Annotated in this window: 10 protein-coding genes and 4 pseudogenes; 9 read left to right on the top strand and 5 right to left on the bottom strand. The window is 47.7% G+C overall.

Features of this window, described 5'->3' with window-relative positions; all coding sequences use genetic code 11:
• Positions 1-8: 8 nt before the first annotated feature.
• Positions 9-593, top strand: a complete 585-nt coding sequence (locus tag KQP84_RS00495; protein WP_215844778.1) for a flavodoxin — start codon at positions 9-11, stop codon at positions 591-593.
• Positions 594-700: 107 nt separating this feature from the next.
• Positions 701-1753: pseudogene (locus tag KQP84_RS00490) on the top strand (alpha/beta hydrolase); the annotation flags it as partial.
• Positions 1754-1838: 85 nt separating this feature from the next.
• Here KQP84_RS00490 and KQP84_RS00485 read toward each other — a convergent pair.
• Positions 1839-2741 carry a LysR family transcriptional regulator gene (locus tag KQP84_RS00485; protein WP_215844978.1) on the bottom strand — a complete coding sequence of 301 codons (903 nt, stop codon included), beginning with the start codon at positions 2739-2741 and terminating at the stop codon, positions 1839-1841.
• 126 nt (positions 2742-2867) lie between these two features.
• On the opposite strand from KQP84_RS00485, the gene KQP84_RS00480 reads away from it, so the two are divergent.
• The 4 genes and pseudogenes from KQP84_RS00480 (at position 2868) to KQP84_RS00465 (ending at position 5978) form a co-directional block, all read left to right on the top strand.
• Positions 2868-3542: a carboxymuconolactone decarboxylase family protein gene (locus KQP84_RS00480; protein ID WP_215844777.1), complete on the top strand. Its 675-nt coding sequence runs from the start codon at positions 2868-2870 to the stop codon at positions 3540-3542.
• Positions 3539-3945 (top strand): annotated as a pseudogene (locus KQP84_RS00475) (cupin domain-containing protein). Before KQP84_RS00480 ends, KQP84_RS00475 begins: the two are co-directional and overlap by 4 nt.
• Positions 3946-4111: 166 nt before the next feature.
• Positions 4112-4963, top strand: a complete 852-nt coding sequence (locus tag KQP84_RS00470) for an aldo/keto reductase (RefSeq protein WP_215844776.1) — start codon at positions 4112-4114, stop codon at positions 4961-4963.
• A gap of 25 nt (positions 4964-4988) precedes the next feature.
• Complete coding sequence (locus KQP84_RS00465) at positions 4989-5978, top strand: aldo/keto reductase (protein WP_215844775.1); 990 nt, start codon at positions 4989-4991, stop codon at positions 5976-5978.
• Positions 5979-6012: 34 nt separating this feature from the next.
• On the opposite strand, the pseudogene KQP84_RS00460 reads toward KQP84_RS00465, so the two are convergent.
• A pseudogene (locus KQP84_RS00460) lies at positions 6013-6905 on the bottom strand (LysR family transcriptional regulator).
• Positions 6906-7053: 148 nt separating this feature from the next.
• Here KQP84_RS00460 and KQP84_RS00455 point away from each other — a divergent pair.
• The 3 genes and pseudogenes from KQP84_RS00455 (at position 7054) to KQP84_RS00445 (ending at position 11598) form a co-directional block, all read left to right on the top strand.
• On the top strand, positions 7054-7839 hold the full coding sequence (locus tag KQP84_RS00455) for an SDR family oxidoreductase (RefSeq protein ID WP_215844774.1): 786 nt from the start codon (positions 7054-7056) through the stop codon (positions 7837-7839).
• Between the two features lie 616 nt (positions 7840-8455).
• Complete coding sequence (locus KQP84_RS00450) at positions 8456-8671, top strand: YdgH/BhsA/McbA-like domain containing protein (protein ID WP_215844773.1); 216 nt, start codon at positions 8456-8458, stop codon at positions 8669-8671.
• Between the two features lie 862 nt (positions 8672-9533).
• Positions 9534-11598, top strand: a pseudogene (locus KQP84_RS00445) (FUSC family protein).
• Positions 11599-11719: 121 nt separating this feature from the next.
• Here the strand turns inward: KQP84_RS00445 and KQP84_RS24835 are convergent.
• From KQP84_RS24835 to KQP84_RS24825, 3 genes are all read right to left on the bottom strand, one after another.
• The gene (locus KQP84_RS24835; RefSeq protein WP_252515077.1) at positions 11720-11971 is read right to left on the bottom strand and encodes a DUF481 domain-containing protein; all 252 of its coding nucleotides are present in this window, start codon (positions 11969-11971) and stop codon (positions 11720-11722) included.
• 22 nt (positions 11972-11993) lie between these two features.
• Positions 11994-12416, bottom strand: a complete 423-nt coding sequence (locus KQP84_RS24830) for a DUF481 domain-containing protein (protein ID WP_309140098.1) — start codon at positions 12414-12416, stop codon at positions 11994-11996.
• Positions 12417-12511: 95 nt separating this feature from the next.
• Positions 12512-12745, bottom strand: coding sequence for a hypothetical protein (locus tag KQP84_RS24825; RefSeq protein WP_252515076.1), 234 nt, complete (start codon positions 12743-12745; stop codon positions 12512-12514).
• Positions 12746-13113 lie beyond the last annotated feature (368 nt).

Below are 13113 nucleotides of genomic sequence, written 5' to 3'. Positions count from 1 at the left end.
AGTTGCTTATGGAGCATGATCCCAACCGCAGAATGTTGATAACCGCGCTTGCCGGGCTAACGCTGGCTAATGTTCCCCTGGCGTCGGCGGCGACCGGAACTGCAAACGTTCAGGGAAACAGCCCTATTCTGGTGGCGTACTTCTCACGCAGCGGGAATACACGCGTGATTGCGGGCGTAATTCATCGCAGTCTGAAAACAGATCTATTTGAAATTGAACCGGCTACACCTTATCCGAAAGACTACTTTCAGACCGTTGAACAGGCGAAAAACGAGCGTTCCAGAGGAACAAAACCAACATTAAAAAATCGTGTCGCGGATATCGAACGCTATGAGACGGTGTATTTAGGCTTCCCCATCTGGGGAACCAGCGTGCCGCCCGTGGTGCAGACATTTCTGAGTAACCATAACTTTGCGGGGAAATTACTCATACCTTTCATTACCCATGGCGGCTATGGCAAAGGTGACAGCGAGGATATTCTTGTGAGCCTGGCCCCAGCCGCTCGTCGGGAAAAGCCGCTGGTCATTGAATGCGATCAAGAGCGGAGAACCACGGAGACGGTGACCCATTGGTTAGAGACAATTCGCGGCTGATTGTGCTTATTCTTGAGCCTGCCAAATAAGAGCAAACCGGGAGGCTAATTAATCCTCCATGACAACTCAGATATGATTGAACTGCAAACATAACAGAGGACGTAATCTTGAAGACAATTTTAAAAACCCTGGCTGGCTGTATGATGGCGGGTGGTCTGGTGGCCCAGTCAGTCTATGCCGGGCCATTAGTCATTCAGGAACAAGGAAGCTTTTCCGCTGGGGGCACTGTCATCGAAGCGCCTGGGAAGTTTGACGCGAAAAAGCCGCTGGATTCTGCTGGTCAAACTTATCATGGCGACCATGCGTCAGTGTTCTACCAAATTCCGGAAAGCCCACATAAATACCCTATTGTCATGCTTCATGGCGCAGGCCAGTTTTCCCGCACCTGGGAAAGCACACCGGATGGTCGCGAGGGGTTTCAAAACATTTTTCTGCGCCGCGGATTCTCAACCTATCTTGTCGATCAACCACGTCGGGGCAGTGCGGGGCGCACTACTATAGAAGGTACTGTTACGCCAAAACCGGATGAGCAGATGTGGTTCAATCAGTTCCGCGTGGGTGTCTGGCCGGACTATTTTAAAGGCGTTCAGTTCTCTCATGATAAAGAAGCACTGAATCAGTATTTCCGTCAGATGACCCCGAATACAGGGCCATTTGATATCAATGTGATTTCTGATGCCATGTCCGCAGTAGTCGATAAATCCGGCCCGGCTATCCTCTTCACCCATTCTCAGGGCGGCGGACCTGGCTGGTACACTGCGATGAAAAATGACAAGGTAAAAGCCATTGTCGCCTTCGAGCCAGGTAGCAGCTTTGTCTTCCCGCAGAAAGAATTACCTGCACCCATGCCCAGCGCGTTCGACACGCTGAAGGGTGAACCTGTTCCAGTGGAACAGTTTATGGCTCTGACCAAAATTCCGATTCTGATTATTTACGGCGATAACATCCCGGATAAGCCTGTAGCCATGCCCGCACAGGACAGCTGGCGAGTGCGTCTGGCAATGGCCCGCGAATGGCGAGACGTGGTTAACAAGCATGGTGGTGATGTGACCGTGACGCATCTGCCGGAGTCAGGGATCAAAGGTAATACCCACTTCCCGTTCTCCGATCTGAATAATGTTCAGATTGCTGACCTGGTTAGCCAGTTCCTGAAGGAAAAAACCTGCAGTAACACGCAAACCACAGGCAGAGTTTATTCGGCAATGAATGAGCTCTGCTTATTTGCATCGATTAAATTCCTTACTTTTAACGCCTTTTGTGCCAGCGCAGGGCATCAATCACCTTCTCAAAAGCAATGGGAAGATGTTGTCTGCCCGGATAATAAAGATAGTAACCCGGAAAATGCGGACACCAGTCGGAAAGTAACGATACTAATTTTTCTGATTCAATATATTTTGACGCTAAGTCGTGGGGAATATACGCTATCCCTGCCCCGTCAAGCGCAGCCTGCATCATCAAAAAGGTATTATTAAAAACGGTTTGCCCATTCACCCTAACATTCATTTTTTGGCCTCCATTCTCAAATTCCCAGGCATACAGCGCACCATGAGTGGGAAGCCGAAGGTTAATGCAGTTGTGATCCATTAGGTCTGCAGGAAGCACGATTGGAGGTCTGCTTGACAGATAATTCGGTGATGCAACCACCGCCATATGTACATCAGGCGTAATGCGTACAGCAATCATATCCTTATCCACTTGATCACCCATACGCACGCCAGCGTCAAATTGCTGAGCCGCGATATCCGTTAGTTCGTACCCCACGCTGAACTCAATATTTATATCGGGATATTCGTTCAGTAAAGGCAGAAGCCGGGGCCAGAGAACGGTAACGATGGCATGATCGTGGGCGGTAATGCGAACCTTTCCGGCCGGTTTGTCGAGCGAGGAACGTAAGGATGTGAGTTCAGATTCGATTTCGTCCAGTCGCGGTGCGACCACGCTAAGCAGACGGTTCCCTGCATCCGTGGTAGATACACTCCGCGTGGTACGGATTAACAACCTAATGCCCAATCGTTCTTCAAGTCCCAATAGCGTATGGCTCAGTGCCGAACGGGATACGCCTAATGCTGCCGCAGCTTTGGTAAAACTTCGCTCTCTGGCCACGGTCACAAAAGCCTGAAGATCATTTAATTTTTCTTTATTCATAATTGGTGAATTTATTGCACCAGTGTATCCACATTTGAGCACCTTATCATTTAATCAACCTTTCAATACACTTTCTTCATCTGGTTAAAAGCTCTGGCAGCATTCTTTTTGTTTACCCAAAGGTGAGTCATGCAAAATTTCCTCGATGAAAAACAACAGGCCGTTATCTTTATTGCGGCGTTTGCCGCAAAAGGCGATATGCCGAAGCTGAATAAGGCCCTTAATGAAGGCATTGAGACCGGAATGACCATTAATGAGGTCAAAGAGATCTTGGTTCAGCTATATGCCTACGTAGGGTTCCCAAGAAGCCTGAATGCTCTCAGTGAGTTGATGTCAGTAATGGAGCAGCGCGACCAACAAGGGCTCAAAAATGAAACAGGAAAAGAGGCCACTCCCTTTCCTGTAGACTGGGATAGCCTTCAAAGCGGAACCCGAAATCAGACTCAATTAGTTGGTCAAAGCGTGAAAGGCCCTCTGTTTGAGTTTGCCCCTGTCATTGATCAGTTTCTTAAGTCGCATCTCTTTGGCGATATTTTCCAGAGAGATACGCTGAGCTGGCAAACACGTGAACTCGCCACCATTTCTGCCCTTGCAGCTATTTCTGGCGTCAATAGCCAGCTCAAGAGTCATTATTCAATAAGTTTGAAAACTGGCCTGACGGGTCAGCAATTATGGGCTTTTATCGAATGCCTGAAACTGAAATTTGGCGATGAAGTCGTCGTAAACGCTGCTGCAGTTTTGAAAGAAGTCCTGTCCTTAACACATCACAATATCCCGGAAAATCCGGTAGCGGAGAAACCATGAACGATCAATTTGATGGCAACGGTATTTTCCCCAAAGGGGAAAAAATGAAGCGTATGCGCAATATTTTCAGGGGACTAGCTACCTGACAATGCTGTCTACAGAAGGCGTAAAAATTGGCAATGTAGTGTTTGAGCCAGGTTGTCGTAATAACTGGCATATTCACCATAAAGGCGGCCAGATCCTGTTAGTGACGGGTGGGCGTGGCTGGTACCAAGAATGGAATCAACCGGCCCGACAGCTTACTGCCGGAGACGTGGTAAATATCCCGGCAGAAACCAAACACTGGCATGGCGCTGCCGCAGATAGCTGGTTTGCACACGTTGCCGTAGAAGTCCCGGCTGAAAGCGCATCCAATGAGTGGCTAGAGCCTGTTTCTGACAAAGATTACGGTAAGTTGCCATAATCAGCGCCTCTCTTTACAGCGCAATCATTCCGGTTAATACAAAAAAGGCAGGGTTTCTTTTGATGATTGATGAATCTTACTAATTACCCCTAGTAAATTACCCTCTCTAATCGAATAAATCACATTGCGTTATCCTTTACTCATACAACAGCTAAAGGATAACGCCATGCAAACTGTAAAACTGAACAACGGTATTGAAATGCCCCTGTTGGGCTTTGGTGTGTTTCAAATGTCTGATGCCGCCGAATGCGAGAGAGCCGTTATTGATGCCATCGATACGGGGTATCGCTTGATTGATACAGCGGCTTCTTACCAGAACGAAACCCAAGTCGGGAATGCGCTGAAACAGACCGGTATTGCACGTAACGAACTCTTTGTAACAACCAAGCTTTGGCTGCAGGATACTAGTTATGAAGGTGCAAAAGCACAGTTTGAACGTTCATTGAACCGACTGCAGCTGGACTATGTTGATCTGTATCTGATTCACCAGCCATATGGCGATGTCCATGGTGCATGGCGTGCAATGGAAGAAATGCAACAGGCAGGCAAAATTCGCGCAATTGGCGTGAGCAACTTTCATCCTGACCGGCTTGCCGATCTTATTGCCTTTAACAAAATTGCCCCTGCGGTAAACCAGATTGAAGTGAACCCCTTCAATCAGCAACTGCATGCCGTGCCTTGGATGAAAAGCCGTGGCATTCAGCCGGAAGCCTGGGCACCTTTTGCAGAAGGCAAGAATGGTCTGTTCCAGCACCCTGTGCTAACAGAGATTGGCCAGAAGTACGGCAAAAGCGTAGGTCAGGTTGTTCTGCGGTGGATTTTCCAGCGAGGTATCGTTTCGCTGGCAAAATCAGTGCGAAAAGAACGCATGGAAGAGAATATCAACATTCTCGATTTTGAACTCAGTTCTGACGATATGCTGCAGATTGCCGCGCTCGACACCGCCACCAGCGCCTTCTTCTCTCATCGTGATCCAGCGATGGTAGAGTGGCTGACTGGCCGCAAACTTGACGTTTAAGTCACTAAAAAAGGGTATCCATTAAATGCAAAAACGTTATCTGGGTAAATCCGGACTCGAAGTATCGGCTCTTGGGCTCGGTTGCATGGGACTCAGCCACGGCTACGGCCCGGCGACAGATACCCGTCAGGCTATCGAACTCATTCGTGCGGCGGTTGAACGTGGCGTGACTTTCTTCGACACCGCTGAAGTGTATGGCCCGTACCTGAATGAAGAAGTTGTCGGCGAAGCCTTAAAACCCTTTCGCGATCGCGTAGTCATCGCCACCAAGTTTGGTTTTACCTTTGGCGATGATAACAAGCAGCAGATTTTAAACAGCCGTCCAGAGCATATCCGAGAAGCCGTTGAAGGGTCATTACGCCGTCTCAAGACAGATGTAATTGATCTGCTGTATCAACACCGTGTCGATCCAGACGTTCCCATTGAAGATGTTGCCGGAACGGTGAAAGATCTTATTTCAGAAGGAAAGGTCAAATATTTTGGTCTTTCCGAAGCGGGTGCGCAGACCATTCGACGTGCGCACACGGTACAACCGGTCACTGCCCTGCAAAGCGAATATTCCATGTGGTGGCGCGAGCCTGAACAAGAGATCTTGCCGTTGCTGGAAGAGTTGGGCATTGGTTTTGTGCCATTCAGCCCGTTAGGCAAAGGCTTCCTGACTGGATCTATTAAGTCAGGAACTACGTTTGGCAAGGATGATTACCGTAGTACGGTTCCGCGTTTCGCCGCACAGGCGATTGAAGCAAATGAAAAGCTGGTCGCTTTATTAGGTGAACTTGCAGCCGAAAAAGGTGTGACGTCTGCGCAAATTGCGCTGGCATGGTTGCTGGCACAAAAACCATGGATTGTTCCTATCCCTGGCACCACCAAACTGCACCGACTCGAGGAAAATCTGGGAGCCGCAGACATTATTCTTTCTCAGAATGATTTACTGCAGGTTACACAGGCGCTTGAAACGATAAAAATCGTCGGCGAGCGTTACTCACCTGAGCATCAGGCTCGTGTAGGCCGTTAAAACTCAAGCGGGTCTGCATTGCATTGCGGACCCGCTATTCCGAGTACCGAAGCGCATCTATCATTAGCGCAAATGCAGGCGGATGCTGTTTGCGGCTGGGGTAATAAAGGTAATAGCCGGGGAATGTAGGACACCAGTCCTGCAGAACCTGAATAAGTTCTCCTGACTTTATATAATCCTGAACCATATTCTCAGGAACACAAGCAATACCAAAGCCAGATAAAACAGCATCGATCCTTTCCGCCAGCAGGTTAAAGGTCACTTGGCCTTCAACTCTGACACGTAATGGCTTCCCTTCCCTCTCGAACTCCCAGTGATAAAGACCACCGGCAGTCGGTAAGCGCATATTGATGCACCGATGGTTTTGTAGCTCGTGTGGCGTTTCAGGCGCAGGTTTAGCTGCGAAATATGACGGCGCACCGACCACGGCCATTTTCATATCCGGGCCAATCCTCACGGCGATCATGTCCTTATCCACGCTTTCGCCAAGGCGAATCCCGGCATCAAAACGCCCCTCAACAATATCGGCAAAACCATTATCAACGACCAGCTCGACATTAATTTCCGGATATTCCCGGAGAAAGGGTTTTAACTTCGGCCATACGAGACTTCGCGCAGCATGCTCCCCGAAGATAAACGGATGTTGCCTGAAGCAGTGCCATTCAGTTGAACAAGCGTCGCCAGCTCCTGTTCAAGATCGGCAATACGGGGTTCAAGGCAGGCAATAATTCTCGCGCCTGCTTCTGTCGGTGCAACGCTTCGCGTTGTTCGGGTCAAAAGACGGATGTTTAACCGTTCTTCCAGTGCTTTTATCGCATGACTAAGTGCTGACTGGGAAACACCAAGCTTGCCAGCAGCTTTGGTAAAACTTCGTTCTCTTGCCACCACAAAAAATATTTGTAATTCATTGAAGTTTTCTTTGAGCATAGGGCTTTTCCTTAATGAATTATCCCCTCCAAAGAGAACTCATGAAAGGTGTTCATAGACGCAATCATTTTAGCCCAATCACTGACATTAAAGATAATTGATATTCTGGCTGTCTCGAAAATATGCTCGAATTATCAGAAGGTTTATCATGAAAATACTCGTTGCCGGGGCGACAGGAAGTATTGGTCTTCATGTCATGAATGCCGCGATTGACAAGGGTCATCAGCCCGTGGCGCTCGTCAGAAATCGGCGCAAAGTAAAATTGCTTCCTCATAAAGCTGATGTTTTCTACGGCGATGTTTCAATGCCTGAAACGCTAACGGGTGTGACGAAAGATATTGATGCAGTCATTTTTACGCTCGGTTCAGATGGACAGGGCCGTATTGGTGCCAGAGCAATAGATTATGGCGGTGTGCGTAATATCCTGAGAATGTTCAAAGATACTCATATTCGCATCGCGTTAATGACAACGATTGGCGTCACTGAGCGGCTCAGTACATGGAATCAACATACTGAGGTTCACGACTGGAAAAGACGTGCAGAGCGCCTGGTCAGAGCAAGCGGACATCCCTACACCATCGTCAGACCGGGCTGGTTTGATTACAACCATGACGATGAACGCAGGATAATTATGCTCCAGGGCGATCGACGTCATACAGGAACACCAGAAGATGGCGTGGTATCCCGAACTCAAATCGCCCACGTGTTGGTCAGTGCCCTGACCAACGATGCTGCAAAAAATAAAACGTTCGAACTGGTCGCTGAGCGAGGGAAAGTACAAGAGGACCTCACGCCACTGTTTGCAGATTTGCTGGCTGATAATCCTCACAAAAATGATGGTGTATTAGATATGGACAATATGCCTCTCGATGAGGAACCAGACTGCCTTATTCGTGAGTTAAAACAATTTTCAGAACATATTAAATCGATATAAATAACTGATAATTATTACATAAAGCCCTCATGATTATGAAAGTCAGGGCAAGGAAGCTTACCTTTGGTACTGTCGTATTGGCATGTTTTACTTAATGGCTATAGGGAGCTTTTATTCCACCTTATTCAGGATAATTCTTCCTTGCAGCATTAATCATGCCTAAGGTCTTTTTGAAAGCGAACCAACCGTAGCCCTGTCATTTCTCTATTAAGGCCCAACGCTGATTGGCACATCGTGAAAACTTCTGTGTCCACTTCTGACACATATCAGACTCGGCAGAGAGGTTTTCTCAATGCACAGGTGATTGTGCGCTGGGGCAAATTAGATCAGCGTTGAGCGGGCAAAACGGCCAAGCAGTAATAGTCCCCATACAACCTATTCACTCGAAAATGCTGCTGATATCCGACATCGGAGCATTAATACCGGAAAGCTTGACTCAAGGTATTTCCATGGTGAAACCCCTTTTCTTTAAATCGATGCTGCCTCCTATCAGTGCAATAGTTAGCACGATCACAATACCAGAACTTATTGTTAACATGCTAATGGTAACTTTAGTTATTATTATTCCCATCGGAGGCAAACAACCTCCACACCATACAAATGAAGGAATATGACCATGAAAACCATTAAAGCAATGTCTATCGCCGCTGTAGCCGCTCTTTCCCTGATGTCAGCAGCAAGCTTCGCGCAAAGTGTTTCCGTCACTTCAAGCACGCTGGACGGAGCCGAAGCTAAAATCGCCGCACAAGCTCAGCAGCAGGGTGCGCAGTACAAAATTACCGAAGCCAACACCAATAACCGCGTGCACATGACCGCAGAACTGTACAAATAACGTATGGTCGCAAAAGGAAGTGCCGGAAGAGGCCGCCCACCGGGCGGCCTTTTTGTATCCGTCCCCTTCCGGCGGCGCTCTGCACAGCGAGTAGATAAGCCGTAAGGCAACCGTTTAATCCCCTGAAAAAAGCGTTATTCAACGCGGCTCAGGAAAGTTTTTGTGAGATGCGTGATGATCATTAAAAAACCTGGGCCACAATCGCGTAATCCTTTGTGAAAGTGCCGGTTAAAAGATTCGCTCAGCATGGCAACGAGAGAGATTAAAAACCGGGGTTGATGCCAATTGCCATTTTTACCTTTTTTGGGTTTAGTCGCTGAATTGAGCATCAGTGCTGGCGGATGACACCTGAAGCTGTACGAAAATTTTTATGGTATTGCCATGCTCAGCAAAGCAATGATGGCTTTACCACAATCCGTCATGTTTACAGTGTTAATGCAATTCCTTATCCAGCTTTTGTCTCATAGTACTCAGGGAAATGCGTTAACGTAGTGAACGCGTGTTTTATAGAGAGGTTTATTGAGTGCGAATAGACCTTTTCCAGTAGATTACTGTTTAGATAATGCAGTGCGCATATCCAACAATAATAAAAATCTCATTTATTACTTACACATAGCTCAACGGTTTGTGAACCTAACTGGTCACGATGATGTAGATATTCATCTTGCAGACGCGTAAACCTGTCTGCAGTTACCGCTTTAAAATGTATTCAGAAAGCGTGGATAATTACCGATGGGTTCAATCACTGTGCGGGAATAACTATTTTAATTATGAAACATTCTGAATTATTAATCCTCAGGCGCATTGCAACCGTTCTGGCACCATAGGTGTAACTCAGTTTGTTACCGGTATCATTTTTAAAATGCAGTGGTTTTCTAAAAACGCAGTGCTGTTTTCCGTTAAAACTTGCCTGGCCGCTTTCATCGCACTTTACATTGCCCTTGAACTTAATTTAGACAAACCAGCCTGGGCACTGACTACAGTCTATGTATCCTCACAACTCTATGCTGCTTCAACCCTATCTAAATCAGTATTTCGCCTGCTGGGGACATTGCTTGGCGGTATATTTATCTTTTTGATCTACCCGCTTACGGTGCAAACGCCACTGCTTTTCAGCCTGTGTGTCTCACTTTGGGTGAGCTTTTGCCTCTATTTATCTTTACATGATCGTACACCAAAAAGTTATGTGTTCATGTTGGCAGGCTACAGCGCAGCTATTATGGGATTTCCAGGCGTTACTCATCCCTTAACAATCAGCGAAACGGTCATTTCTCGTATTGAAGAAATTACTTTAGGGATCGTGTGCAGTAGTTTAGTCCACCGTCTGATCTTTCCGGTTTCAATGAAGAGCCTACTGACACAAAGTGTCAGTAGCTGGTACCAGAGTGGTAGTCAGCTGTGCAGAGATCTCCTGACAGAGATGCATAGCAACAGATCAACCGAGCGGGAAGAGATTCTTATCCGCATGGCAGCGCTTCCCCAGCAGGTAGAAACGCTAATCACTCACTGCGTTTATGAGGGCGAGGCAGCGCGCAAAGTCACACGCTTGATCAATGTGCAGTATCAGCATCTCTCTTACCTCATTCCAACGCTAACGGCCATTGAAGTGCGACTGCAGCGGTTATCGCTTCTGAATGCCGCTGTTCCTGAACCCGCTGCGCGGGCATTAGAACAATTTTTACTCTGGCTAAATGACAGTAATAATGCCCATTCTGTTGCCGTCGTCGAAGACACATTTGCTATCGCCCAAACACAACTTAAAGACAACTGGCGAAGGGGGCATTCTCTACCGAGGAGTGCCTACTCTTGACGGGGCTTCTGGAACGTCTGGCCGATTTTGTGCGTATTGCCGGGGCTTACCACAGCGTCAGCGCGCGAGTAAGTAATCTTTCCGAAAGCGTTCCCGCAGGCCGCACTGCACAGACTCACCGCCATATTGATCAAGGCATGTTAATGCTGTCGGCAACCACCGCTTTTCTTGCCACATTTGGAGCCTGTCTGTTTTGGATGGCTACCGGCTGGGCCAGCGGTGCAACAGCCCCGATGATGGCGGCGATCCTTTCATCTTTTTTGCAACTGCAGATACGCCCGTTAATTCCATGAAACAGTTTGTTCGGGGTGTGCTTATCGCCTTAGCGATCAGCATTTTATATATTGCGCTTCTTATCCCCCAGACCGTGACCTTAGAGGCGCTGTATCTTTGCCTGACGCCTGGCCTTTTCGCGCTTGGACTGGCGATCGCTCGGCCCTCGTCAAATATGATGGGGCTCAGTGCAGCCACTCAAATTCCAGGTTTTATTGGAATGAGTCATCATTTTGCCCCGGATGTCGTTGCTGTTATTAACACAGCGATCTCTTCCATGGTCGGCCTGCTGTTTGCAGTTGTCATCACGGCACTTATCCGTAACAAACGCCCCTCATGGAGTGCGCTACGTGCATTGCACACAGGCCTGCGTGACCTGCTGAGATTTGTTAAAGAAACAGAACGAAATGGGTCTTCACTTCTCACACGTCACCATTTTATTGCCGGCACCTTGGACAAAGTGAATTTCATTCTTCCGCGTTTACGCCTCGATCCCCATCCTAAATTGGTATCGTCAGGTAATCTGATTAAGGAAGTGTGGTTAGGCGTCAGCTGCTACGACTATTACGCCCGACATCGAGAGATATTGCTTCAGTATCAGTTAGACAGCGCTCAAATGTTTCATGAGATGAGTTTGTACCTGACCCGGAAAATGAAGGTATTGCAGACCACGCCACATCAGGATCTACTGGATGAGTTGGACTATCTCCTCATCCATCTGGAATTCCACGCTGAGAACGACGAAGCCGTCTTCATGCCGCTGTTTTATCTGTTTAGTATCCGGCTTCAGCTATTTCCCGGGAAAATATGGCCCGATAATTCGCGATTACTGGAATCCATCTGAGGCAAGAGATGGGGTGTTTAATCAGAACAACAATGCAACTTTACAGGATCGGCACTGGATTCATGGCTTCACTTGCCAGCATCTTGCTATTCTTCGCACTCACGACAAGCACACGCGCGGCCTACCATTTAATCCCCAAGCCGGTTGAAAAGATCCTTTCATTCAACGTATCTCGCGTTCCGCTGACAAGATTGTAGTGATAGCCAATATGCAGAGAAGACCATGAAGTTAAGGTGTAACGTAGGCCGACTTCAGCATCAAGCGTAAATATCTCGTCTTCATCAAGTGAATGGCCGACGTCGCCGTTGCTATAGAGCGTCAGTGATTTCCCCAGAAGAGCGCGCTCATAATCCCACCGAACCGACGCTCCCAAATGTTCATCATTACTGCCGTCGCTATAGCCATAACCAAACCCCCGCCAGGAATGACAATGAAAATCGGCTCAACTCGGTATCCCACAACTGATAACCAGGCCCGGTACCAATCAAAGACTGTCGCGCCAAATCTTCAACCCAATCCCGCTTATAGGTCATTCGACTTTGCCAGAAATACTGCTCGCGCATAATGTAATCAAAGGCATAGCGCAGACTGTAATTATGGGTGTTAACCGTTGTATTTTCTTTTTCACGATTGTAGGTCGCGCCCATATTGTGACGCCACTTGCCCTGCGAAACCTTAGAGTTAACAGAAAAGTTATAGTCATCATTATGGGTAGACGCTTTTTTCAGGTTAACGCCGGCGTCAATGTTTCCGGTCCAGGAGAGCGCATCGGTTCTTACCTTGGCTTTCATGAATTCATCGATGCGCTTCACCGACACTTTTTCTTCTCGCTCACTTCTTTCAACCCACACATAGCCGGGATCGGAGGAAGATAACCTGACCTGATAATTTTCGCCCGTTCGCTTATTTTCGACTAAAAAGGATTGCCGCTAGCCAGCGTGCTGACATCATTCCAGTTAACCGTAATCGTGCCTGCGTAGGTCGTTTCAAGTCCGAGTTTGCCGTCGCTCAGATAGCGCACCGTGCCCGTTAAACGATCCCCATTGTTCAGCCAGACGGTGTCGGCCTGCGCCGTGCTGATGTAGCCAGCCAGCAGCATTGAAACACTGAACAGAACGGGTTTGCTCTTCATCACAACGCAAGGCATATCCTTCCTTAATCGTTAAATCATGCCAACGCGCTGGCAAGGTCTTATGAAAAAGTGTGCAGACTGTAAAAACGTCTCAACCACATCCGCTTGATGTCACTTTAACTGATTGATTTTGAATACTAATCGTAACATTGCGCCTGCGCAAACTTTCCGCTGTGCAACCTACATTCTCTGCGCATGAATTGCGTAGAGAAGGAAGTACCACGGCGCGTTTCGAGAGGAAGACGAATAGCAAGCAAGGCGAGCAGTTTGAAATGAGTCAGAGTGTGGTGAACTGAACGATCAACAGAGAAACAGGTGCGGAAAGGTGATTTTTTATGCGGATAAGGAAAGCTATATGTTATCCATTTTAGCCGTATCAATAT

This window comes from Candidatus Pantoea bituminis (assembly GCF_018842675.1).
Taxonomy (GTDB): Bacteria; Pseudomonadota; Gammaproteobacteria; order Enterobacterales; family Enterobacteriaceae; genus Pantoea; species Pantoea phytostimulans.
The sequence above is the reverse complement of the archived record's forward strand: the minus strand, read 5'-3'. Positions and strand labels throughout refer to the sequence as shown.